The sequence below is a fragment of the Kitasatospora sp. NPDC087861 genome, from assembly GCF_044742585.1.
Lineage (GTDB): Bacteria > Actinomycetota > Actinomycetes > Streptomycetales > Streptomycetaceae > Kitasatospora.
In genome coordinates this window covers 465943-489669 of record NZ_JBIUUS010000002.1, presented here as the reverse complement: position 1 = coordinate 489669, position 23727 = coordinate 465943, and the positions used below count along the sequence as shown (strand labels likewise).

Genomic DNA, 23727 nt, shown 5'->3' with positions numbered 1-23727 from the left:
CGCCCCCCCCCCGAGCCGGTCCCGCGCCAAGGCGCGTGACCAGCCCCGCCCCGCCGGCCCCCGTCACCTCTCCTGAAAGCACCCCCACCCACCCTCGCAAGGAGATCCCGCATGGCCACCACTCGTACCCTCGCCGCGGCAGTCTGCGCGGCCGCCGTCCTCGGCGCCGTCACCGGCTGCTCCTCCTCCGGCGGTTTCGGTGACTCATCGGCCAAGCAGTCCTCCGGCGGCAACCAGAGCCTGACGGTGCTGATCGCCACCTCCGGCGACGCCGAGACGGCCGCGGTCAAGGCCGCCACCGCCGACTGGGCCAAGCAGACCGGCAACACCGTCACCGTGCAGATCGCCAGCGACATCAACCAGCAGCTCGGCCAGGCCCTGGCCGGCGGCAACCCGCCGGACCTCTTCTACGTCAACTCCGACCAGTTCGCGAACTACGCCAAGGGCGGCTCGCTGTACGCGTACGGCGACCAGATCCCCGACGCCTCGGACTTCTCCGAGCAGCTGCGCAAGGCCTTCACCTACAACGGCAAGCTCACCTGCCTGCCCAAGGACAGCTCCACCCTCGGCCTGGCGATCAACACCGCGCTCTGGCAGCAGGCCGGGCTCACCGAGGCCGACTACCCGACCACCTGGCAGCAGCTCTCCGACGCCGCCGCCAAGCTCACCAAGGACGGCGTGACCGGTCTGGTCACCGCCCCCGACTACCAGCGGCTCGGCGCCCTGATGAGGGAGGCGGGCGGCTGGATCACCAACCCCGAGCAGACCGCGATGACCGCCGACAGCCCGGCCAACAAGCAGGCCCTGGAGTACGTGCAGTCGATGATGAAGGCCGGCTCGGCCAAGTACGTCTCCGAGGTGGACACCGGCTGGGGCGGCGAGGCGCTCGGCAAGGGCAAGGCCGCGATGACCATCGAGGGCAACTGGCTCAAGGGCGCGATGGCCGCCGACTACCCGAGCGTCTCCTACAAGGTGCTCCCGCTGCCCGCCGGCCCGGCCGGCCCGGGCACCCTCGCGTTCAGCAACTGCTGGGGCGTCGCCGCCAAGAGCCAGCACCAGGCCGCCGGCGTCGACCTGGTCAAGCACCTGACGTCGGCCGACCAGCAGCTGGCCTTCGCCAAGGCCTTCGGCGTGATGCCCTCGCGCACCAGCGCGCTGGCCTCGTACGCCGAGAAGTACCCGGAGTCCAAGGGGTGGGTCGACGGCGTCGCCCACGCCCAGGCGCCGGTCACCATCGCGGGCTTCAACAAGGTGCTCACGCAGTTCAACACCGACCTGCAGTCGCTGAGGACCGGCGACCCGGCGACCATCCTGGGCACCCTCCAGCGCAACGGCGAGCAGGCCATAAAGAATGCCCAGTAAGAGCACGGGCAGCGCACCGCGCCGACCGGGCCTTCGTGAGGGGGCCTGGGGCTGGCTGTTCGTCAGCCCCATGGTCCTCGTCCTCGGCCTGTTCCTCGCGCTGCCGATCCTGATGGCGCTGTGGGTGAGCCTGCTGCACTGGGACGGCCAGTCCAACCCGTTCAGCGGCAGCGCGGACTTCGTCGGCCTGGACAACTACCGCAAGCTGTTCACCGAGGACGGGCTGGACCGCACGCTGTTCGCCACCTCGATGCGCAACACCCTGTACTACGTCGTGCTGGTCGTGCCGCTGCAGACGGGGCTGGCGCTCCTGCTCGCCATCATGGTCAACCAGCGGTTGCTGCGCGGCCGGGGAGCCCTGCGCACGGTCTTCTACTTCCCGTCCGTCACCAGCTCGGTCGCGATCTCGACGATCTTCCTCTTCCTGTTCCAGGGCAGCGGCGCCGTCAACCGGCTGCTGGGCTGGTTCGGGGTGAAGGGGCCGAACTGGTTCGCCGATCCGCGCGGCATCGTCTGGATCGTGCTGGGCTGGTTCGGGATCGACCAGCCCGCGCGAACCGGCGCGGCGGCGGGCCACGGCCCCCTGGGGCTGCCCTGGTCGGAGTGGTTCGCCGGCCCCTCGGTGGCGATGTGCACCCTCATCCTGATGGCCGTCTGGACGACCTCCGGCACCTTCATGCTGATCTTCCTCTCCGCCCTGCAGGACATCCCCCGCGAACTGGAGGAGGCCGCCGCGCTGGACGGCGTCAACCGCCGCCAACTGCTGCGCAACGTCACGCTGCCGGCGATCCGGCCGATCCTGTTCCTCGTCCTCACGCTGGGACTGATCTCCACCTGGCAGGTCTTCGACCAGGTCTACGTGATGGGCAAGGGCGCCCCCGGCAACACCACGCTCACGCCCGCCTACCTGTCCTACTCGGCCGGCTTCGACAACTCCGACTACGGGCAGGGCGCCGCCATCGCGTTCGTCCTGCTCGGCCTGATCCTGCTGCTCACAGCGGTGCAACGGTGGGTCCTGCGCGAGCGGGACGGCAAGCCGGGGCGGAGCCGCACGCCCGGTCGGGGCCCGAAGCCCGGCCGGATCCCGAAGGGAGCCCGCCGTGCGGAAGGCTGACCGGTCCACCCAGGAGAAGCCGGTCCTGGCCCGCTTCCCCGCACCCGTGCGGATCCTCGGCTACACGGCCCTGGTCGGGTTCGCGCTGCTCTACCTGCTGCCGTTCGTCCTGCAGTTGGCGACCAGCTTCAAGACCGACCCCGACGCGGCCGCCCACCCGATGTCGCTGCTCCCGGACGGCGGCACGCTCGCCGCGTACCGGCGGCTCTTCGGTTTCGCCGAGGGCGTCGAGAACGTCCCGTTCCTGCGCTGGCTGGGCAACAGCGTGGTGGTGACGGTCCTGGTCACCGCGGGCCGGGTGCTGCTGGACTCGATGGCCGGCTACGCCCTCGCCCGGCTCCGCTTCCCCGGCCGGGGCCTGCTGTTCGGCTTCGTGCTGGCGGTGCTGGCCGTGCCCGGCGTGGTGCTGCTGATCCCGAAGTTCCTGGTGCTGAAGAGCTTCGGGATGTTCGACACCTACAGCGGGATGATCCTGCCGCTGCTCGTCGACGCCGCCGGGATCTTCATCATGAAGCAGTTCTTCGAGTCGGTGCCGCGCGAGATCGAGGAGGCCGCCCGGATCGACGGGGCCGGCGTCCTGCGGATCTTCTGGTCCGTGGTCCTGCCGATGTCGCGCCCGTCGCTGATCACGCTCACCGTGCTCTCCTTCCAGGGCTCCTGGAACGAGTTCACCCACTTCCTGGTGTCCACCCAGTCCAGCGAGCACGACACCCTGACCACCGGTCTGGCGCACTTCGTCTCCGGTGGACTCGGCTCCGGGACGCAGTACCCGCTCAAGCTGACGGCGGCGCTGCTGTCCACCGTCCCCGTGGCGATCCTGTTCTTCTGCTTCCAGCGCCACTTCGTCCGCGGCGCCAACTCGGGCTCGCTCAAGGAGTGAGCCCGGCCCGCACGCCCGACCCCCTGCTGACCCTCTTGGAGAACCACGTGCCCGCCCGTATCGAGGACTACGCGCTGATCGGCGACATGCAGACCGCCGCCCTGGTCGGCAGGGACGGGGCGGTGGACTGGCTGTGCCTGCCCCGCTTCGACTCGCCGGCCGTGTTCGCCGGCCTGCTGGGGACGGACGAGCACGGCTTCTGGCGGATCGCCCCCGGTGTCGCCGCGCCCGCCCACCGGCGGCGCTACCGGGGCGACTCGCTGATCCTGGAACAGGAGTGGGACACCGCCGAGGGCACCGTGCGGGTCGTCGACTTCATGCCGCCGCGCGGCACGGCGGCCCCGCAGCTGATCCGCGTCGTCGAGGGCGTGACGGGCACCGTCCGGATGCGCTCGGCGGTGCGGATGCGCTTCTCGTACGGCCGCGTCGTGCCCTGGGTGCACAAGGTCGCGGACGGCGGGCGGACCCGCACCGTCGCCGTGGCCGGGCCCGACTCGGTCTGGCTGGACGGCGAGGCCGAGACCTACGGGCAGGACCTCACCACCTACGCCGACTTCACCGTCACCGCCGGCGAGCGGATCGCCTTCGCGCTGACCTGGCAGGCCTCCCACCTGGGCGCACCCGAGCAGCCGGACGCCGAGGAGGCGCTGGCCGCCACCGAGGGGTTCTGGCGGGACTGGGTCGCCCAGTGCACCTACCAGGGCCCCTACCGCGAGGCCGTGGTCCGCTCGCTGATCACCCTCAAGGGCCTCACCTACGCGCCCACCGGCGGCATCGTCGCCGCCCCCACCACCTCGCTGCCCGAGGACATCGGCGGCGTCCGGAACTGGGACTACCGCTACACCTGGCTGCGCGACGCCACCATCACCCTCTCCTCCCTCCTGCGCACCGGCTACCGGGACGAGGCCCGCGCCTGGCGCGAGTGGCTGCTGCGGGCCGTCGCCGGTGACCCGGAGAACCTGCAGATCATGTACGGCATCGCCGGCGAGCGGGAGTTGGTGGAGACCGAGCTGGACTGGCTGCCCGGCTACGAGGGCTCCCGGCCCGTCCGGATCGGCAACGGCGCGGCCGGGCAGCTCCAACTGGACGTCTACGGCGAGGTCGTCGAGGCCCTGCACCTGGCCCAGACCACCGGCCTGGCCCGCAACGACCACGCCCACCTGCTCCAACTGCGGCTCATCTCCTGGCTGGAGGAGCACTGGCGCGAGCCGGACGAGGGCATCTGGGAGGTCCGCGGCCCGCGCCGGCACTTCGTCCACTCCAAGGTGATGGCCTGGGTCGCCGTCGACCGGACGGTCAAGCTGCTGGAGCAGACGGCCTGCGAGGGCCCGCTGGAGCGCTGGCGAGCCCTGCGCGAGGAGATCCACGAGGACGTCTGCACCCACGGCTACGACCCGGACCGCAACACCTTCACCCAGTCCTACGGCTCATCCGAGCTCGACGCCTCGCTGCTGCTCATCCCCCAGGTCGGCTTCCTGCCGCCGGACGACAAGCGCGTCATCGGCACCGTCGAGGCGATCCAGCGCGAACTGTCCACCGAGGACGGCTTCGTGCTGCGCTACCCCACCACCGGCGGGGTGGACGGCCTGCCGGGCGACGAGGGCGCGTTCCTGGCCTGCTCGTTCTGGCTGGCGGACGCCCTGGCGATGATCGGCCGGGGCGACGAGGCGCGCGAGCTGTTCGACCAGCTGCTGTCCATCCGCAACGACCTCGGGCTGCTGGCGGAGGAGTGGGACCCGCGGCTCAGGCGTCAGGTCGGCAACTTCCCGCAGGCCTTCAGCCACGTCCCGCTGATCGACACCGCCCTGCGGCTCGGCTGACGCGGCGGCGTCGGGGCCAGTGCAGTGGTCCCAGCCGGTCGGATCCGGCCGGGGAGCGGTCAGACCCCCTGGGGCTGTATGAGCGTCGCCGGAAGGTAGCCGGAGGAGACGCCCAGCTGCCAGCCGTGGGCCTGGACGGCCAGCGCGGCCAGGGCGATGGGCAGGACCGGGACGAGGCTTCGGGCGTAGGACGTCGGGGGCGTGCTCTCGCGGTGCCGGACGAGGCGGTCGGCCAGGGCCTGCTCGAAGGCGGCCTGGTCGTCGTCGAGCAGGACACGGAGCAGCTGCTGGTCCGGCGTCAGCCCGCCGACGGCGTCCAGGGCCTGGGCCGCGGCGGCGCGCTCCTCGGCGTCGGGCTTGCGCAGCGGGACCGGGCCGGGTGCGACCCAGGGCGAGATGGCCGTCGCCACGACGTAGAGGTAGGAACAGAGCGCGTCCATCTCGGCGAGGCTCGCCGGATCGGAGGTCGAGTCCAAGTCCGAGTACGGTAGGCCGTCGCGGACCGAGGGCCCGTAGTCGTCCTTCAGCAGTGGGCCGAGCATGCGGTCGCGGTCCCAGACCAGGCCGCTGATCACGCACATCGCGAAGGCGTCGACCCAGGTGGCGGCCGTGGGGGCGAAGTCCACGTCGCCCGCGAAGCGGGTCTCATCACTGGTCAGCGTCTCGCCGATGAACGGGAAGGGCACCTCGAAGTCGCCCTCGGGGAAGCAGCCGAGGGACAGGACGCCGAGTGCGCACTCGGCCGCCGTCTCCAGGATGATGCGGGCGCGGGCGCCGCCGAGCGGACGGTCCTCCAGGGTGAGCGCGCCGACGTGGTCGAGGAGTTCCTCGCCCATCTCCCGGATCGTCTTGATGGTCAGATGGCCGTAGTGGATCAGGTACCAGGAGTTGAGTGCCCGGTCCTGGATGCCGTCCAGCGCGTCGGTGATCCGCTGCTGCACGAGTTCGTGGCACGCCACGTCCATGACCTGATACCGCCTTTCCTTGATCGTCCACTGACGGAAAGGCACGCTACCAGCGACCACTGACAGTCGATCGTGCCTGCCGGGCGAGGGGCTGCGGCCGTGCGTCACCCCTCGCCCGGGCCGGTCAGAACGCCGAGTTGGCGAACCAGTGCGCGAGCAGTTCGTCGTCCCCGCGCACGTCGAGACGGGTGCAGGTGCGGTCGAGCCGGCCGTAGAGGAGCAGCAGCAGATCGGCGGCGCTCCCGCGGACGGTGGCGTCCGCGATCGGGTCCGCGGCGGCGCCGTCCGGGTCGAGCCCGAAGCCGTCGGGCCGCAGGCGGATCAGCCAGTCGCCGCCCCCGCTGCCGCCGTCGGAGGCGTTCGCGTCGGTGCGGGTGAAGCGGATGGTGCGGTCCGGGCCGCGCAGCTCGGCGGTCTTCGGGGCGAAGATCGCGGCGAAGGGCAGGTTGGTGAGGAACTCGTCGACCCCGTCGGCGGCGAGTTCCGGGTCGAACTCCGGGGTGCGCCCGAGCGCGAGCTCCGCGTCGGCGCGGTGCACCAGGGTCTCGAACAGCATCCGCCGGACCCAGAAGCGGGCGTGCTGGTCGGCGCCCCAGGCCCACATCGGGGCGTCGAGGTCGGTCTCCGCGAACGTGGCGCCGGCCTCGGCCGAGGCCTCCGCCAGCCAGGCGGGGTAGCCCTCCGGCCGGGCGGGCAGCCGCAGGTCGACCTCGCGGCTGCGGGGCGGCTGCTGGACCCGCTGCCGGAGCAGGACGGTGAACCAGCGCTGGACGCTGCCGGTGTGGCGGGCCAGGTCCTCCAGGGTCCAGTCGGGACAGCTGGGCACCGGGGTGGTCGGATCGGCGTCCTGCAGCGTGGTGACGAGGCGGGCGGTCTCCGCGGCGACGGCGGCGCCGTGGTCGATGGTGGTCATGGGTGTGCTCGCTAGGGTGTAGGGAGGTTCGGCGGGGGAGCGGGGTCAGGCGACGGGCGGGATCAGGCGAGGGGCTTGTCGACGACGGCCTTGGTGTGGCTGAAGGTCTCGATGGAGTACTCGCCGTGGTAGCGGCCCATGCCGCTCTCGCCGACGCCGCCGAACGGCAGCTCGGGCATGGCCAGATGGGAGACCGGCAGGCCGAAGGAGAGCGCGCCGGAGGAGGTCTCCTCGGTCAGCCGCCGCTTGGTCTGCGGGGACTCGGTGAAGGCGTAGAGGGCGAGCGGCTTGTCGCGCTCGTTGATGAAGGCGATCGCCGCGTCGAGGTCGGGCACGGCGACGACGGGCAGGACCGGGCCGAAGATCTCCGCCTGCATCACGGGGGCCTCGGGGGAGACGTCGGCGAGGACGGTCGGGGCGAGGTAGCGGCTCGCGCGGTCGTGGGTGCCGCCGGTGACGGTCCGGCCGTCGTCGAGCAGTGCGGTGAGCCGGTCGAAGTGGCGCTCGTTGACGATCCGTCCGTACTCGGGGGCGGTCGCCGGGTCCTCGCCGTACAACTCCCGGACGGCGTCGGCCAGTTGGGACTCCAGCGCCTTGGCGCTCGCACCGATGGCGAGGACGTAGTCGGGGGCGACGCAGGTCTGGCCGGCGTTGAGGAACTTGCCCTGGGCGATCCGCCGGGCGGTGACCGCCAGGTCGACGCCGGGTTCGACCACGACCGGGCTCTTGCCGCCGAGCTCCAGGGTGACCGGGGTGAGGTGCCGGGCGGCGGCCGCCATGACGATCCGGCCGACCGCGCCGTTGCCGGTGTAGAAGATGTGGTCGAAGCGCTGCTCCAGCAGCGCGGTGGTCTCCGGGACGGCGCCCTGGACGACCGCGACGGCCTCCGGGTCGAGGTAGCGCGGGAGCAGCCGGGCGATCGCGGCGGAGGTCGCGGGGGCGAGCTCGCTGGGCTTGAGCACGGCCGTGTTCCCGGCGGCCAGCGCGCCCACCAGCGGGGCCAGGGCGAGCTGGAGCGGGTAGTTCCACGGCGCGATGATCAGCACCACGCCGAGCGGGTCGCGCACCACCCGGGCCTCGGCCGGCCGGAAGACCTCGGGCACGGTGGCCGGCCTCGGCTGGAGCCACTGCTCCAGGTGGGCGACGGTGTGGTCGAGTTCGTGGAGGGTGAAGCCGATCTCGGTCCGGTAGGCCTCGGCGGTGCCCTTGCCGAGGTCCGCGCGCAGGGCCGCCAGGAACGCGTCCGACTGCTCGGTGAGCAGCGAGCGCAGGCCTGCCAGCTGGGCCCGGCGCCAGGCGAGCGGCCTGGTCCGGCCGGTGTCGAAGGCGGCGCGCAGCCGGGCGACGGTGGCGGCGGGTTCCTGGGCGGCTTCCGCGGCGGGTGCGGCGTCCGGAGCGGCGGGGGTGTGGGTCATGAGGGTCTCGGGGTCCTTCCGGGTGGCTTGAGGCCGTCGATGGTTTATGACCTCAAGCATTCTTGGACGGTAGACCTCAATGGTTGAGGATGTCAAGCAATGTGCCTATGCTCGATACCGTGCACCAGAACCCCCCGCCGGACCCGCCGGCCACGCCGATCGAGCTGATGGATCAGCTCGCCCGGGTGGCCGCGGCCTACTACCGCCACTTCGCCGCCGCCGCGGCGGGGCGCGGACTGACCCTGATGCAGGGCAAGACGCTCAGCCTGCTCACCCGGCCCCGCTCCATGCGCGCCCTCGCCGGGCTGCTCTCCTGCGACGCCTCCAACGTCACCGGTATCGTTGACCGGCTGGAGGGCCGCGACCTGGTCCGCCGCGAGCCCGACCCCGCCGACCGCCGGGTCAAGAACATCGCCCTGACCGACGAGGGCGAGCGGACCGTCCGGTCGATCCGCGCCGACCTGATGTCCGGCCTGACCGCCCTGGAGCAGCTCTCCGACCAGGACCGGACGACCCTGCGCGCGCTGCTGGACCGGGCCTTCCCCGACACGGCCGCCCCGCCGGCCTGACGCCCGCCGACGGCCGGCGGGGCTCAGAGCTTCCCGGCCTCGCGGACCTGGTGGAGGTGGACGAGCACGTCGTAGGCCTTGCCGAGGGCGAGGGTGGGCAGCGGGTCCTTCGTGAACACCGAGCCGGCCTCGTAGAGCGGGCGGACGCCGTCCAGCCAGGCGCGGGCCGCGGGCGGCGCGGTGCGCAGGTCGGCGTAGTAGTCCTGGTGGCGGACCCGGTCGAGGGTGTACTCGCTCATGTCGGGCGTGGCCGGGGGCACGGTGACCTTGTCCCAGGCGTCGCCGAGGGAGGCGGCCATGGTGAGGAAGGACCCCCGGTCGAAGGTGAACCCGATGGAGAGGTAGTCCCGGCCGAACGCGTCGCGCAGGACGGCGCCCTGCGTCCTGGCGTACATCTCGGGATCGCTGGCCAGGTAGCCGACGTGGCCGTTGTGCGCGGAGAGCAGGATCCGGTGGCCGGTGCGGCGCTGCCACCACGCGGTGTTGTCGGCCATGGCCTGGTCGCGGAGGAGTTCCGCGGCGTTCACCGAGGCCGCGTCGTCGAGGTCGAAGGTGGCGAAGGCGAAGGTCTGGGCGATGACGCGGGCGTGCTGCACGGCCCACTCGTACTCCTCACCGCCGTCGCCCCTGGCGGCGGTGACCAGGTCCAGCGCCTGCTGCGCCCTGGTGGCGTTCTGCCGCCGCTCGGCGACCGGCTTCCCCAGGTACGCAATGGTGTCGTCGAGCGGGCGCAGGCCCTCGTACAGCGCGTCGAGGCGCGGCAGAGCCCGCGGGTCGGCCTTCCGCACGTAGGAGACGACCCGGGCGAAGACCTCGTCGCCGAGCCCGGGCGCGCCGACGTCGTCGCCCATGAAGTGGACCGGGTGCTCGGGGTGATGGCGGTTGTACTCGCGCATCCAGCCGATCAGGCTCACGAACTCCTGGCGCTCCCACGGCGAGTGGGCCATTGTCTCCTCGACGATCCGCCGGGGGTCCCCCTCGCCGCCCTGGAGGTACGCGTCGATCCGCAGGCCCGCCGACCAGCTCATCTCCAGGGCGAAGGTGGTGAAGCCCTTCTCCTGGACGAGGTAGCGGAAGACCCGTTCCTTCATGGCGAAGAACTCGTGCGAGCCGTGCGTGGCCTCGCCGAGGCCGACCACCTTGGCGTCCCCGATCATCGCGCCGAGCGCCCGCAGGTCGTCGGTACGGCCGCCGGGCTCGGTCGACCGCAGCGGGTGCGCGGCCCGCTCCAACGCGCGGACCACCGTGTTCTGTCGATTGTCCGCCGCCGGTGCGGCGGAGGCCGCCGGGGCCAGCAGGGCGGTGGTGACGGCCGCCGCCGTCGCCGCGATCAGCCCGCGTCGGCCGATCCCCTTGCTGTTCGCCATCGTCATGACCACTCCTCATCGTGGGTATCCCGAAAGGTCGGTAAGGGGATCCTCGGTCGAGGCGGGGCCGCGGCGCACTGGGGCCGGCCGCCGGGTTCGCCGGGGGGATAGCCCCCGCTTCGTGCCGGTGCGCCGAGCGGCCGCCGACTGTCGGTGCCGTCGGTTAGGGTGCGGACCGGCGGCCCGGCCACGGCAGGCCGGCGCGAGGTGAGGGGGCGTCATGACGGGCGGTACCGATGGGGTGGGGGACGGCGACGGCATCCGGTGGCTCGCGGACGCCGGGCGGTCCGTCGGCGGCGTGCTGTTCGCCCGCGGGATCCCGCCGCAGGAGCTCGCCCGCCGGATGGGCGCCGACCCGGCCGCGGCGGCCGGGCCGATCAGCGGCACCGAGGTGTGGGACCTCGACATCGAGGTGTTCCGCCCGAGCGACGACGGCGACGGCGTGATCCGGGTCGGCGAGTCCGGCGGCTGGTCCTTCGCGGTCGAGTACGGCGACTCCACCGGCGGTGAACTGCTCACCGAGATAGCCCGCGACGGGGTCGAGGTGGTCCACTTCCGCCCGATGCCGGACCACCCGCCGGCGCTGCTCGACTACGCCCGCGACGGCGCCGTGCTGTGCGGGTTCGGCCTCGCCGAGGAGCGCTGGCGCTGGGGCAGGGAGCCCGACCTGCTGGTGCCCGAGCTGGTCGCCGCGGGCGTCCTGGAGCCCGACGGGATCACCCGCCGCCCCGCGGGCGAGCCGCCCGCGGCCGTCCGCCGACGCACCCTCGGCGCCGTCGAGCGCCGGTTCGGGCTGAGCCTGCCCCGGGCCGTCCTCGGCGAGCTGCGGCTGCCCGCCTACGCGGTGCGCGGCACCCCGGGGATGGAACTGCAGGGTCGCTGAGCCCCGGCGCTGGAACCACGGGGCCGCTGAGGCCGGCGGCGGAACTGCCGGGCCGTCGAGCTGCGGCGGGTCAGGCGGCCCGGTCGAGCGGCTTGACGAGGAAGACGCAGGGATCCTCGACGTCGTGGTCCACCCCCTGCCGGTCCGTGTAGGACCAGCGGTCGACGTAGCGGACCACCGGACGGTACCCGAGCCGGGCGTACAGCGCCGCGGCCCGGGGATTGTCGTGCTCGTCGACGCCGAGACCGATCCGCCCGGCGCCTCCGGCGTGGGCCAGCCGCTCGGCATGACCGATGAGCGCGGTGCCGAAGCCGGTGCCCCGCAGCGGCTCGGCGACGGACAGGCCGTTGATCTCCGGGCAGTGCGGCACGGCGAGTCGGACCTCGGCGGCGGCGCACCCGTTCCAGCGGACCTCGCTGCTTCCGACCGGGATGCCGTCACGCCAGGCGATCAGGTAGGTGCTGCTGCCGGCCGTCTGGCGGGCGAAGCGCTGCGCGTGGAACGACGTCCGGAAGGGCGACGGCAGGTGGGTGTCCAGCAGGGCGACGTCGGCGGAGTGGCACTCGGTGATGAGCATGGTCATCAGGGTCCCGCGCCGGCCGGTCCGACGCCACGGGTTTTGGGCGCGGCGGAAGGTCAGGACCCCGGGGCCTGTCTCGTTCGGCTCGCCCGGGCCTCCAGGTAGCGCTGCTCGGCGAGGCTGGCGGTGGCCTTCGCGGCGCGGCGGTAGTGCTCGTACGCCCCGGCCGTGTCGCCGGTCTGTTCCAGCAGGTGCGCCCGGACGGACAGCAGCCGGTGATGCCGCGCCATCCGCTCGTCACCGTCCAAGGTGGTCAGCAGGGCCAGCCCGGCCGCCGGGCCCTCGGTCTCGGCGAGTGCGATCGCCCGGTTGAGGGTGACCATCGGGTTGGGCGCGATCCGTTCCAGGATCAGGTAGAGGGCGTGCACCTGCCGCCAGTCGGTCTCCTCGGCGGTGGCCGCGTCGGCGTGCGTGGCGGCGATGGCGGCCTGCAACTGGTAGGGCCCCAGCGTTCGGCCGGCCAGCGACTCCTTGACCAGCCCGAGGCCCTCGTCGATCAGCGCGCGGTCCCACTGCTTGCGGTCCTGCTCGTCCAGCGGCACCAGGTCGCCGGCCGTCGTCGTCCGGGTCTCCCGGCGGGCGTGGGTCAGCAGCATCAGCGCGAGCAGCCCGGTCACCTCACCGTCCTCGGGCAGCTGCGCGTGCACCATCCGGGCCAGCCGGATCGCCTCGTGGGCGAGGTCGGCGCGGTGCAGCTCGGTGCCCGAGGAAGCGGTGTAGCCCTCGTTGAAGATCAGGTAGAGCACGTGCAGGACGACCCGCAGCCGCTCCTCGCGCTCCGCTCCCTCGGGCAGCGCGAACGAGCTGCCGGCCGCCTTGATGCGCTGCTTGGCCCGGCTGATCCGGGCCGCCATCGTGGCCTCCGGGACCAGGAACGCGCGGGCGATCTCGGCGGTGGTCAGGCCGCCGACCGCCCGCAGGGTCAGGGCCGTCTGGGAGGCCGCGGTGAGCGTCGGATGGCAGCACAGGAACAGCAGGACCAGCGTGTCGTCGGTGTCCGGCACGTCCTCGGGCACCACCTCGACGGCCGTCGCCGACTCCCGCTCCCGGCGCGCGTGGTCGCTGCGCAGCTGGTCGATGAGCCGCCGGGACGCGACGGTCACCAGCCACCCGCGCGGGTTGCCCGGCACCCCCTCGGCGGGCCACTGCACGGTGGCGGCGAGGACGGCCTCCTGCACGGCGTCCTCGCACCCCTCGAAGCGGCCGTACCGAGCTACCAGCGTGCCGAGGACCTGCGGCGTGAGCTCACGCAGCAGGTCCTCGAAGCCCCGTGCTGTCATGCCTCCAATTGTCCGTCGGAGAACATGACCTGCCGCACCTCGACACCCAGGCCCTCGATCGCGGCGTCCGGGATCCGGGCCGCCAGTTCGATCGCCCGCTCCTTGTTCTCGCAGTCGATCAGGTAGTAGCCACCCAGGAACTCCTTGAACTCCAGGAACGGGCCGTCGGTCACCACCGGCTGGCCGTTGCGGACGGTCACCACGGCGGCCTGCGACGGGTCGACCAGGGCCTGCGTGCCGATCAGCTCGCCGGACGCCTTCAGCGCCTCGATGAACGTGCCGTGGCCGGCGCCGATCGCCGCCTTCTCCTCGTCGGTCAGCGCGTCGATCACGGCCGGGTTGATGTGCAGACTGATCAGGAACTTCATCGTGTGCTCCTCGTGGTTCGCGAGCCCGGCTGGGCCCTTCGACCGGCTGGTCCCTTCGACCGGCTGGTCGGAGCCGCCGCCGTCCTCTTGACATCCTCCGCCGGAACGTTCGCATGTTCTTCTCGCAGCGGCAGCATCGCCCGTCAGGTCTCCACGCTTCTGCGGCGGCCACGACGCCGGCTGGGGCCCGGCGAGCACCCGGCGCGCCTGCTTCGCGGACTTCGCGCTGTCCGCCGGCGTCCAGCACTGACCATCAGGCTCCGGCGGCGACCGTCACCGTCACCGTGAAGGTCCGCTGCCCGGGCGGGCAGACCAGCGCCTCGCCGCAGGTGGTGCGGTGCGCGGAGACGTGGGCGGTGCCGGGCGGCCCGGCCAGGAACCCGGCGGTGACCTCGCCGCAGCCGGCCCCCGGGCGGCAGGAGGGGGCGGGGGAGGTGGTGCCGCCGGTGGGGCGCAGGGTCTGCGGCGCGTCGGCGGCGGGAGCGGACCAGTAGGTGCCGGGCAGCTCGATCCGCACGACGGTGCCGGGCGCCACCCGTACGGTCGTGCCGTCGGCGTGCTCGTCGAGCCGCAGCACCGCCGGGCCCGGCGAGGAGCTCGGCGGGGCGCTCGACGGGGCGGCCGGAGGAGCGGTCGGTGGCGGGGACGAGCAGCCCGCCGCCGGGGCGAGCAGGGCGAGCAGGGCGACCGCCGCGCGGGTTCGGGTGGACACGGCTCTCCTTCCGCGGGCAGGTCCTCGGGGCGCGGTGCCGCCGGGGCGGGCCGTGGTGGCCCGCCCCGGCGGCGTCAGGGGCGTGGACGGACGGCCGTCAGGAGACGGTCACGTCGTCGTAGTAGGTGTAGGTCGGGTCGCCCGGGTAGTTGTCGTCCACGTTGGTGAGGGTGAGCGTGTAGCTGTGGCCCGGGGTGACGGTGCCGGAGGCGGACTTCCAGCCGAGGCCGTTGGTGCAGGTCTTGGCGAGCACCGTGGTCGTGGTGTTGGTGGTGTTGTCCTTGAGCGTGGCGGTCGCCCAGTCGTAGGTGACGGTGTCCGGGCAGGTGACGTCGTACCAGAAGGAGACCTTGCTGCTGCCGGTCGGTGCGGTGAAGGTCTGGTTGACCGAGGACGTGGTGGTGGGGTTGGTGGAGCCGACCATCGCGCCGTAGCCGCCGGTGTGCTTGGCGGCGCTGGTGGCGGCGGTGCTGCCGGCGCCGGTCCAGCCGCTCAGGGTGCCGGTCTCGAAGCCGCCGTTGGTGATGCCGCCGCCGCCCGTGCCGTTGACGGTCCAGCCGAAGGAGGCGGAGCCGGTGGCGCCGGTGGTGTCCTTGGCGGTCACGGTGACGCTGGAGGTGCCGGCGGTGGTCGGGGTGCCGCTGATCAGGCCGGAGGCGGAGATGGACAGGCCGGCCGGCAGGCCGCTCGCCGTGTAGCCGAGGGTCTGGCCGGAGGCGCTGTCGGTCGCCGCGACCTGCAGGCTGACGGCCGTACCGGTGGTGCTGGTCTGGGCGCCCGGGTTGGTGACGGTGACGGTGTTGCCGGTCGTGCCGCCGCCGACGATCGGGTGCGACATCTGGCAGCCGCCCGCGCCGCTGTTGAAGTCGTTGGACCAGGTCGACTGCATCGCGAAGTTGCCGGTGGCGAAGCCGACGTTCGCCGAGGCGCCCTGGCCGCTGCTGAGCCAGGCGCACTTGTCGCCGTTCTCGGCGCCGCTGCTGTCCGTCCAGCCGCCGGCCGGGTTCTGGTCGGTGATGGTCTCGGCGTACTCGTGGCCCTCGACGATGGTGACGCCGTCGAGCGTGCCGGCCGAGCCGGCGTTGACGAAGCTCTGGCCGCAGCCGGAGCCCGCGTCGGTCACGTACGGCAGGTTGGTGAACGGCAGTTCGCCGTACGGCGAGGAGACGGCGCCGCCGGTGAGCGTGGTGTCACCGGTGTAGTCGTGCCAGGCGCAGAAGTTGCCGGACGCGGTGTTGAAGCCGTCGGGGGTGGTGCCGGTGGGCGAGACGACGACGTACTGGTTGTTCCGGTTGGCCGCGGCGGTGGTGTTGCCGAAGTGGCCGGACGCCTTGACCGCCTCGGCGCCGATCTGGTTGCCGGTCGCGGAGGCGGGCGCCGCGGCGGAGGTGTCCACCCAGACGCCGGCGAGCGCGCCGCCGGTCGGGTAGGCGACGTGCGCGGAGTTGGCCGGGCAGGTCTGCGAACCCGTCGCGATGCCCTCGCAGTACTGCGTCATGACGCCGGACCAGAGCTCGTTGCCCGCGCCGATGCCCTTGAACAGCTGCTGCAGGCGCGGGGCCATGCCCTTGGCGTCGCCGCTGAGCGTGGTGTTGCCGTTGGCGTCGGTGCCGCTGGTGCCCCATTGGGAGCCCCAGAACACCAGGTAGACGTGCTCCGGTCCGGTGGTCACGCCGATGCTCGGACTGCCTGCACCGCCACCGTAGTTGAGGTTGTTGGCGGCGGTGAGGTTCGGCGCGGCCTGGTGGCCGCGCAGCGGGACGGCGCCGTGCCGGTACGGGTGGTTCGCCGACGCCGCGGGGGTCGCGGAGCCGTCGGGCTGCGCCTGGGCGGGTGCCGCGGTGAAGCCGGCCGCCGCGAGGGCGAACGCGGCGATGCCGGTGAACGCCGCTCGTCTGGCATGACGGAACGTGGGGGTTCGGCCCATGTGAGGGTTGCCTCTCTCATGCCGACCACCCGGGAGCCGGTGGGCGCCGGGTGGTCGTGAAGGACAGGGAGAGGCCGGAGGCGGTGGGGATGCCTGGGTGACCCGCCGCACAACGGATCACCGGGGGGAAACAGGCCCGCCTCGGCCGCCGAAAGCAAAGCAGTCGCCGGAGAAGCGGGTCAACGGGCCTGACGGTAAAGGGATTCGCCCGGAGTCCCGCGTAATGGAAAAGCCCCCATGTGGCAGGGGTCGCCGGTGGGGGCGTTCAATGTCCGCACACTGTATGGAGGTTCTCGTTCACCGTATGAACCGCCGTGGCCGAAAAAGAATTTGACGGTGAGAAACAGGTAAGACTTTAGCGGCCGGCCAGGGACGCGCACAAGCGCCGGCCTCACGGGATCCGGGATGCTCCGTACGCTACCTCGTGGATCGGCGTCGACACGCTTTCGTGGGGCGTGGGGCCTCGGATCTCCGGGCTTTGACGGTCGGCGGCCGCTCCCCGGTGTCCGGGGAGCGGCCGCCGACCGTATGTGATTGAACCTCAATTGCCGTACGGCGAGTTCTGATTCAAGCGGCGAGTGCGGCGGAGCGCAGCCGGGCGGCGGATCGGGACAGCAGGAACGCCGCGAGCAGGGTGGGGCAGAAGCCGACCGCGCAGGCGACGAGGATGGCGAGCGGGGTCAGGCCGGTCGGGGACATGGCGAGGACGAGGCAGGCCAGCGGCGTGACCAGGACGGGGGAGAGGAGGAGCAGGGTCGCCCGCTTCTTCTCCCGACGGGTCCACTGCGCGGACCTCGCGACCCTGGTCGCGGCGATGACGGCGGCGGCCAGCGCGAGCGCGGGCCCGACGGCGGGGATGAGCAGGAGGGGCATCGCGAGCACCGCGAAGACCAGGGTGAGGGTGGTGCGGCCGCCGCTCTCCGGCTCGGGCCGGGCCCGGACGCCCTCCTCGTCGAGCGCGGCGTCGGCGATCCGGCGGGGGCTGCCCAGCTGCTCCAGGACCTGCCGGACGGTGGCCTCGTCGGCGGGGTCGCACGAGGCCAGCGAGATCTCGACGTGCTCGCGCAGGTCCGCCAGCAGTTCGCGGCGGCGCTCCTCGGGCAGCGGGGCGGTGTAGCGGGCGACCGCGTCCAGGTGGGCGCGGACCAGGGGGTGGGCGGTGGGCTCGTTCACGGGTTCTCTCCCGGGGCCAGGACGTGGTCGACGGTTTCGCGGAAGGCGGGCCACAGCGTGGTGAACTCCTCCAGCGCGCTGCGGCCGGCGTCGGTGAGGGTGTAGTAGCGGCGGGACGGGCCGCTGGCCGAGTCGCGCAGGAAGGTGTCGGCGAGGCCGGCCCGGCGCAGCCGCGACAGCAGCGGATAGATGGTGCCCTGGCTGGTCGCCAGCATCGGGAACCGGCCGAGTTCCTGCAGCAGCTCCACCCCGTAGCGGGGGCCGTCCCGCAGCAGTGCCAGGACGCAGTACTCCAGCACGCCCTTGCGCAGCTGCGTCGCCACCGGCCCGTCGGCCGTACCGGCGTCGCCGTCGTGGTGTGTCATGCCAGGTACCATGCAATGCAAGATAGCATGCGACACCAGATAGCTGGGCGGCATCGAGTCCCCGGGTGCGGCGCCCGCACTCCGGCCGACGGCCGTCTCGCGTGACGGCGCCTCGTTGCGGGTCTCGGTGCGGGGCCTCGGCACGGGCCTCGCCACGGCTCCGCGCGGCCGTCGGCCGGTTGATCCCTCACCCGGACGGCGGGTGGCAGCCCGAGCGGCGCACGCCCCCCGACCGGGGCTTCCGGCGGGCGTGCCCGCGCTGCCGCCCCTAGGGTCGGTGGTGCGCTGACGGTGCCGAGCGCCGGGGCGTACGCGGCCCCGCCGTCCGCCGGGGCGCGCCCGGCAACCCGAGAGCCGGCAACCCGAGAGGTGGACCGCACCATGCACACCGTCGTTCGCGGCGTCGGCGCGCTCGGCGTGACCGCGCTGCTGCTCGCCTCCGCCACCAGCTGCCAGGGCGACGGCCAGGCCACCGCCGAGGCCGCGCCGACCTCCCCGGCCGCGGCCGGCTCGGCGAGCGGACTGGCCGCCCAGCAGCTCGACTGGCACGCCTGCCCGGCCCCCGGCCCCGCCCAGGGCGGTGGTGCCGCCGCGCCCGCCGCGAACTGGCAGTGCGCCACCCTGAAGGCACCGCTCGACCACGCCCAGCCGGACGGCAAGGCCATCGGCCTGGCCCTGATCCGGAGCCGGGCCACGGACGAGCAGCACCGGATCGGCTCGCTGCTGTTCAACTTCGGCGGCCCCGGCGCCTCCGGCGTCGCCACGCTGCCCGCGCTCGCCGCCACCTACGCCTCCCTCAACACCCGCTACGACCTGGTGAGTTTCGACCCGCGCGGAGTCGGCGCCAGCGACGGGGTGATCTGCCTGGACGACAAGGCGATGGACGCCAACGCCGCCGCCGACGGCACCCCCCAGACCCCTGCCGGGGTGAAGACGCTGGACGAGAACAACGCGCAGTTCACCGCCGCCTGCGAGCACCACTCCGGCCCGGTGCTGCCCTACGTGGACACCGAGAGCGCCGCCAGGGACATGGACCTGATGCGGCAGGTGCTCGGCGACCAGAAGCTCTTCTACTTCGGCATCAGCTACGGCACCCAGCTGGGCGGCGTCTACGCGCACCTCTTCCCGCAGCACGTCGGCCGGGTCGTGCTGGACTCCGTCGTCGACCCGACGAAGGACCCGCAGCAGTCCGCGCTCGGCCAGGCCCAGGGCTTCCAGCTCGCCCTGGAGGACTTCATGAAGGCCTGCGCGACCAAGGACGCCGGCTGCCCGACCGGCAGCGGCGGCGCCCAGGGCACCGCGACGATCACCGCGCTGCTGCAGAAGCTGGAGCAGTCGCCGCTGCCCACCAGCGACGGCCGGCAGCTCACCGAGAGTCTGGCCCTCAACGGCATCGCCGGCGCCCTGTACAGCCAGGACACCTGGCCCGTCCTGGCCGCCGGGCTCACCGAGGCGATGCAGCAGGGCACCGGCAACACGCTGCTCCAGCTCTCCGACGGGCTCCTCGGGCGCAACCAGCAGGGGCAGTACACCAACCTGAACGCCGCCAACCGGGCGATCAGCTGCGTGGACTCCCGGCAGCGCTACTCCGACCAGGACGTCCAACAGCAGCTGCCGCAGTTCCGGACCGCCTCCCCGGTGTTCGGGCCCTTCTCCGCCTGGGGGCTGACCGGCTGCACCGGCTGGCCGGTGCCGGGCAAGACCGACCACCCGGAGGTCACCGCCGCCGGCGCGGCCCCGATCCTGGTGGTCGGCACCACCGGCGACCCGGCCACCCCGGTCGAGGGCGCCCAAGCGATGGCGCAGCAGCTCGGCCCGGGCGTCGGTGTCACCGTCACCCTCCAGGGCGAGGGCCACGGCGGCTACAACACCGGCAACCCGTGCCTGAAGCGGACCGTGGACGCCTACCTGCTGAACGGCACGGTGCCCGCGGGCGGGACCACCTGCAGCTGAGAAGTGGACCACTCCAGTGCTGGCTGATTGGCTCTGGGACGTGGTCCACTCGCCCCCTAGGCTCGTCGATGTGACCACCAAAGTCGACTTCTACTTCGATCCGATCTGCCCGTTCGCCTGGATCACCTCCCGGTGGATCCTGGAGGTCGAGCGCCACCGCGAGCTCGACCTCTCCTTCCGGGTGATGAGCCTGTCCGTCCTCAACGAGGGCCGCACCGACCTGCCCGAGCGCTACCAGCGCCTGATGACCACCGGCTGGGGGCCCGTCCGGGTCTGCATCGCCGCCGCCGAGCAGCACGGCGAGCACGTGCTGCGCGACCTGTACACCGAACTCGGCACCCGCCTGCACGACCAGGACCGGCCCGCCGACGAGACCGTCCTCCGGGAGGCCCTGGTCGCGGCCGGACTGCCGGAGGAGCTCGCCGACGCGGCCGACAGCACGGCGTACGACGTCGCGCTGCGCAAGAGCCACCACGAGGGCATGGACCCGGTCGGCGAGGAGGTCGGCACGCCGACCATCCACGTCGACGGCGTCGCCTTCTTCGGGCCGGTGCTGAGCGCCATCCCGCGCGGCGAGGACGCCGTCCGGGTCTTCGAGGGGGTGCGGCTGCTGGCCGGGTACCCGAAGTTCTTCGAGCTCAAGCGGACCCGGACGGACTCGCTCGACTTCTCCTGAGGGGCGACTTCTCCTGAGGGGTGACCTCTCCTGAGCGGCGGGTTCTCCTGAGGGGCGACTTCTCCTGAGGGGTGACCTCTCCTGAGCGGCGGGTTCTCCTGAGGGGCGACTTCCCCTGAGCGGCGGATTCGCCCAGGGCCTGTCCGGCCGGACAGGCCCTGGCGCCAGAACCTCCCGTTCCGGCGCCTCAGGCCCGACCATGGAGAGGAAGGCCCGGCGGCGCCGGAGAGGCGGTGAGCGTGGATGATCGCACGAAGTCGGCTGAGTGCCGCCCGCCACCCGGCGACCCCGCCCCCGCCGCCGTCCTCGCCCCCGGAGCAGCCGGGCACCCCCGGCCGCCCGCCGCCGCCCCGGCCCCCCGCCCCCGCGATGCGCCGCTGGCTGCTGCCCGTCGCCGCCCTGGTGACCCTGCTCCTGCTCGTGCTGTTCTCGAACACCGGCTCGACCGGCACCCGCTACGGCTACACCGACTTCCTCAACCGGGTCGGCGCCGGCCAGGTGCAGACCGTGGACATCACCGACACCGGCGGCGTCACCGGCACGCTCAAGGACGGCACGCACTTCACCAGCCAGATCCCGACCGCCCTGAACACCTCCCAGCTCAGCGGCGAGCTCACGAACCAGCACGTGGACGTCACCGGCAGCCGCAGCGGCGGCAGCTCGATCTGGTCCACCCTGCTGCTGTTCCTGCCGCTGCTGGTCTTCGGCGGGCTGTTCCTCTGGTCCGGCCGGATGGCCGCCCGCTCGCTCGGCGGCGGCCTGAGCGCCATCGGCCGCTCCCGCGCCAAGATCATCGAGGCCGAGCGGCCCGCCACCCGCTTCGCCGACGTCGCCGGGTACGAGGGGGTCAAGCAGGAGGTCAGCGAGGTGGTCGACTTCCTGCGCAGCCCCGACCGCTACGCCGCCGCCGGCGCCAAGGGCCCGCGTGGAGTGATCATGGTCGGCCCGCCCGGCACCGGGAAGACCCTGATCGCCCGGGCCGTCGCCGGGGAGGCCGAGGTGCCCTTCCTCTCCGTGACCGGCTCCGGGTTCGTCGAGATGTTCGTCGGCGTCGGCGCCTCCCGCGTCCGCGACCTCTTCGACGAGGCCCGCAAACGCGCGCCGTCCATCATCTTCATCGACGAGATCGACGCCGTCGGCGGCCGCCGTGCGGGCGGCACCCGGCTCGGCGGCAACGACGAGCGCGAGCAGACCCTCAACCAGCTGCTCTCCGAGATGGACGGCTTCGACCCGACCACCGGCATCGTCGTCATCGCCGCCACCAACCGTCCGGACGCCCTCGACCCGGCCCTGCTGCGCCCCGGCCGATTCGACCGCCAGGTCACCGTCCCGCTGCCCAACCAGGCGGAACGGGCCGCCATCCTCGCCGTCCACGTCCACGGCAAGACCCTCGCCCCCGACGCCGACCTGAACCGCATCGCCCGCGGCACCCCTGGCTTCTCCGGCGCCGACCTCGCCAACCTCCTCAACGAGGCCGCCATCAACGCCGTCCGCGCCGAACGCGCCACCCTCACGGCCGACGACCTGGACGCCGCCCGCGACCGCGTCCTGCTCGGCCGTCGGGAGTCCTCCAACGCGCTGCTGCCCGAGGAGCGCCAGGCCGTCGCCGTCCACGAGTCCGGGCACGCCCTGGCGGCCGCGCTCTGCGAACACGCCGACCCCGTCGCCAAGGTGACCATCCTCCCGGCGGGCGTCTCCCTCGGCGCGACCGAACAACTCCCCGAAGCGGAGCGGCACCTGTACAGCGAGGGCTACCTGACCGACCTGCTCACCGTCCAACTCGGCGGGCGCGCGGCCGAGTTGGTGGTCTTCGGCGAAGGCTCCACCGGCGCCGCCAACGACCTCGCCAACGCCACCGGCGTGGCCACCCGGATGGTCCGGGAATTCGGGCTCTCCCCGGAACTCGGCCCGGTCGGCTACTCCACCGGCTCCGCGCACTACCTCGGCGACAACCCCGAGGACCTGCTCCGCCGCCCCTACTCCGAACAGACCCAGCGCACCGTCGACGAGGCCGTCGCCCGCCTGCTGCGCCACGCCGAGAGCCGCGCCGTCGGCCTGCTCCGCGAACACCGCCACCACCTCGACGAGCTGGCCGCCCTGCTGGTCGCCCAGGAGACCGTCGACGGCGCCGTCGTCCTCGACATCCTGAGCCACCCGGCCCCGGCCTCCTAGCCAGGGCTCGCCAGGGGGGACACCAGGCGTTTCGGCCCTCTTGATGTTGCTGGAATCACATGCGTCCCAGGTCGCTTTCGGGTGGACACTGTCCGGTGAAGCGAGCCTCGTCCGGCCACCAAGGAGTCGTCATGCCCGAACCCCTGCCCGCCGACCTCCAGCGGGAGATCGCCCGCAGTCTGCGGGTGGCGCCCGTGGCCGACCCGGAGCGGGAGGCCGAGCGCCGGGCCGCCTTCCTCGCCGACCAGCTACGCGCGGCCGGCGCGCGCACCCTGGTGCTCGGCATCAGCGGCGGCATCGACTCCACCACCGCCGGGCGGCTCTGCCGGCTCGCCGTCGACCGGCTGCGCGCCGCCGGGCACGCGGCCGACTTCTGTGCGATGCGGCTGCCCTACGGCACCCAGGCGGACGAGGCGGACGCCCGCCGCGCGCTCGACTTCATCCAGCCGGACCGGACCCTGACCGTCGACATCAGGCCCGCGACCGACGCCGCCTTCGACGCCCTGACGGCCGCCGGCCTCGCCTTCGCCGACCGCTCGCACGAGGACTTCGTCCGCGGCAACGTCAAGGCCCGCCAGCGGATGGTGGTCCAGTACGCGGTCGCGGGCGCCACCGGTGGCCTGGTCGTCGGCACCGACCACGCCGCCGAGGCGGCCGTCGGCTTCTTCACCAAGTACGGCGACGGCGCCGCCGACCTGATGCCTCTCGACGGTCTGACGAAGCGTCAGGTCCGTTCCGTCGCCGAGGTGTTGGGAGCGCCGGCGGACCTGGTCCGGAAGACCCCCACCGCCGACCTCGAAACCCTCGCCCCGGGCCGCCCCGACGAGGACGCCCTCGGCGTGCCCTATGAGGCCCTGGACGACTTCCTGGAGGAGCGGCCGGTGAGCGAGGAGGTCTTCCACACCGTCCTCGCGCACTACCGCCGCACCGAGCACAAGCGCCGCCCGCCCGCCACGCCCGCGTAGCGACCGACGGCCAGGCCTGGCGGCACCAAGAGTTGACGCACCGTCAGGCCTGGCGGGGTCAGCGGCCGCTGGCGACGCCGGCGGCCACCGTGGCCACGGTGGCGCCCCGGTGACGGCTTGGGCGGGCGGCTGGTTACGGTACGGGGAACAGGGTTCGACTTCGCGGGTCGAAGGGGACGGCATGGGCGGGGTGACGTCGCGTCGGGTGGCCCGCCCGGTCGGCGGAGCTGGTGCGCGCCTACGACGACACCGGGACGGGCTGACCCGA

Annotated in this window: 21 protein-coding genes; 10 read left to right on the top strand and 11 right to left on the bottom strand. The window is 73.0% G+C overall.

The window, feature by feature from the left end:
- Window positions 1-111: 111 nt before the first annotated feature.
- Genes ACIOJE_RS04855 through ACIOJE_RS04840 form a run of 4 tightly spaced genes read left to right on the top strand, consistent with a single transcriptional unit; the run spans window position 112 to window position 5176 of the window.
- On the top strand, window positions 112-1362 hold the full coding sequence (locus ACIOJE_RS04855; protein WP_400773339.1) for an extracellular solute-binding protein: 1251 nt from the start codon (window positions 112-114) through the stop codon (window positions 1360-1362).
- On the top strand, window positions 1352-2476 hold the full coding sequence (locus ACIOJE_RS04850) for a carbohydrate ABC transporter permease (RefSeq protein WP_400773337.1): 1125 nt from the start codon (window positions 1352-1354) through the stop codon (window positions 2474-2476). The genes ACIOJE_RS04855 and ACIOJE_RS04850 overlap by 11 nt, the downstream gene beginning before the upstream one ends.
- A complete protein-coding gene (locus ACIOJE_RS04845) occupies window positions 2463-3356 on the top strand; it encodes a carbohydrate ABC transporter permease (protein WP_280682616.1) in 894 nt (297 codons plus the stop codon). The genes ACIOJE_RS04850 and ACIOJE_RS04845 overlap by 14 nt, the downstream gene beginning before the upstream one ends.
- Window positions 3357-3403: 47 nt before the next feature.
- Window positions 3404-5176, top strand: a complete 1773-nt coding sequence (locus ACIOJE_RS04840) for a glycoside hydrolase family 15 protein (RefSeq protein WP_400773335.1) — start codon at window positions 3404-3406, stop codon at window positions 5174-5176.
- 59 nt (window positions 5177-5235) lie between these two features.
- Here ACIOJE_RS04840 and ACIOJE_RS04835 read toward each other — a convergent pair whose 3' ends face one another.
- The 3 genes from ACIOJE_RS04835 to ACIOJE_RS04825 form a co-directional block, all read right to left on the bottom strand.
- Window positions 5236-6141, bottom strand: coding sequence for an immunity 49 family protein (locus ACIOJE_RS04835; RefSeq protein WP_400773333.1), 906 nt, complete (start codon window positions 6139-6141; stop codon window positions 5236-5238).
- 124 nt (window positions 6142-6265) lie between these two features.
- A complete protein-coding gene (locus tag ACIOJE_RS04830; RefSeq protein WP_280682611.1) occupies window positions 6266-7054 on the bottom strand; it encodes a maleylpyruvate isomerase family mycothiol-dependent enzyme in 789 nt (262 codons plus the stop codon).
- A 62-nt stretch (window positions 7055-7116) separates the two neighbouring features.
- Entirely contained in the window at window positions 7117-8469 is a 1353-nt protein-coding gene (locus ACIOJE_RS04825) for an aldehyde dehydrogenase family protein (RefSeq protein ID WP_400773331.1), read from the bottom strand.
- Between the two features lie 119 nt (window positions 8470-8588).
- Here ACIOJE_RS04825 and ACIOJE_RS04820 point away from each other — a divergent pair, with 119 nt between their 5' ends.
- Window positions 8589-9038: a MarR family winged helix-turn-helix transcriptional regulator gene (locus ACIOJE_RS04820; protein WP_400773329.1), complete on the top strand. Its 450-nt coding sequence runs from the start codon at window positions 8589-8591 to the stop codon at window positions 9036-9038.
- A gap of 23 nt (window positions 9039-9061) precedes the next feature.
- Here the strand turns inward: ACIOJE_RS04820 and ACIOJE_RS04815 are convergent, their stop codons facing one another.
- Window positions 9062-10411: an erythromycin esterase family protein gene (locus tag ACIOJE_RS04815; protein ID WP_280682607.1), complete on the bottom strand. Its 1350-nt coding sequence runs from the start codon at window positions 10409-10411 to the stop codon at window positions 9062-9064.
- Window positions 10412-10625: 214 nt separating this feature from the next.
- On the opposite strand from ACIOJE_RS04815, the gene ACIOJE_RS04810 reads away from it, so the two are divergent.
- Window positions 10626-11288, top strand: a complete 663-nt coding sequence (locus ACIOJE_RS04810; protein WP_400773327.1) for a DUF6461 domain-containing protein — start codon at window positions 10626-10628, stop codon at window positions 11286-11288.
- Between the two features lie 70 nt (window positions 11289-11358).
- On the opposite strand, the gene ACIOJE_RS04805 is transcribed toward ACIOJE_RS04810, so the two are convergent.
- The 7 genes from ACIOJE_RS04805 to ACIOJE_RS04775 all read right to left on the bottom strand — a co-directional run bounded on the left by ACIOJE_RS04805 (window position 11359) and on the right by ACIOJE_RS04775 (window position 17693).
- Window positions 11359-11865 (bottom strand): GNAT family N-acetyltransferase, encoded by a 507-nt coding sequence (locus ACIOJE_RS04805; protein ID WP_400773325.1) that lies wholly within the window; start codon window positions 11863-11865, stop codon window positions 11359-11361.
- Between the two features lie 59 nt (window positions 11866-11924).
- Window positions 11925-13148 carry an RNA polymerase sigma factor gene (locus ACIOJE_RS04800; RefSeq protein WP_400773323.1) on the bottom strand — a complete coding sequence of 408 codons (1224 nt, stop codon included), beginning with the start codon at window positions 13146-13148 and terminating at the stop codon, window positions 11925-11927.
- Window positions 13145-13516: a YciI family protein gene (locus ACIOJE_RS04795; protein ID WP_400773321.1), complete on the bottom strand. Its 372-nt coding sequence runs from the start codon at window positions 13514-13516 to the stop codon at window positions 13145-13147. The genes ACIOJE_RS04800 and ACIOJE_RS04795 overlap by 4 nt, the downstream gene beginning before the upstream one ends.
- A 253-nt stretch (window positions 13517-13769) precedes the next feature.
- Window positions 13770-14228, bottom strand: coding sequence for a hypothetical protein (locus tag ACIOJE_RS04790; protein ID WP_400773319.1), 459 nt, complete (start codon window positions 14226-14228; stop codon window positions 13770-13772).
- 97 nt (window positions 14229-14325) lie between these two features.
- Complete coding sequence (locus ACIOJE_RS04785; protein ID WP_280682597.1) at window positions 14326-16155, bottom strand: Ig domain-containing protein; 1830 nt, start codon at window positions 16153-16155, stop codon at window positions 14326-14328.
- Window positions 16156-16722: 567 nt separating this feature from the next.
- The gene (locus tag ACIOJE_RS04780; protein WP_400773316.1) at window positions 16723-17328 is read right to left on the bottom strand and encodes an HAAS signaling domain-containing protein; all 606 of its coding nucleotides are present in this window, start codon (window positions 17326-17328) and stop codon (window positions 16723-16725) included.
- Window positions 17325-17693 (bottom strand): PadR family transcriptional regulator, encoded by a 369-nt coding sequence (locus ACIOJE_RS04775; RefSeq protein ID WP_280682593.1) that lies wholly within the window; start codon window positions 17691-17693, stop codon window positions 17325-17327. Before ACIOJE_RS04775 ends, ACIOJE_RS04780 begins: the two co-directional genes overlap by 4 nt.
- 381 nt (window positions 17694-18074) lie before the next feature.
- Here ACIOJE_RS04775 and ACIOJE_RS04770 point away from each other — a divergent pair, with 381 nt between their 5' ends.
- From ACIOJE_RS04770 to nadE, 4 genes are all read left to right on the top strand, one after another.
- Window positions 18075-19646 carry an alpha/beta hydrolase gene (locus ACIOJE_RS04770; protein WP_400773314.1) on the top strand — a complete coding sequence of 524 codons (1572 nt, stop codon included), beginning with the start codon at window positions 18075-18077 and terminating at the stop codon, window positions 19644-19646.
- Between the two features lie 70 nt (window positions 19647-19716).
- Window positions 19717-20322, top strand: a complete 606-nt coding sequence (locus ACIOJE_RS04765; RefSeq protein WP_280682586.1) for a DsbA family protein — start codon at window positions 19717-19719, stop codon at window positions 20320-20322.
- 243 nt (window positions 20323-20565) lie between these two features.
- The gene (ftsH, locus tag ACIOJE_RS04760) at window positions 20566-22494 is read left to right on the top strand and encodes an ATP-dependent zinc metalloprotease FtsH (RefSeq protein WP_400773313.1); all 1929 of its coding nucleotides are present in this window, start codon (window positions 20566-20568) and stop codon (window positions 22492-22494) included.
- A gap of 131 nt (window positions 22495-22625) precedes the next feature.
- Entirely contained in the window at window positions 22626-23459 is an 834-nt protein-coding gene (nadE, locus tag ACIOJE_RS04755) for an ammonia-dependent NAD(+) synthetase (RefSeq protein ID WP_400773311.1), read from the top strand.
- Window positions 23460-23727 lie beyond the last annotated feature (268 nt).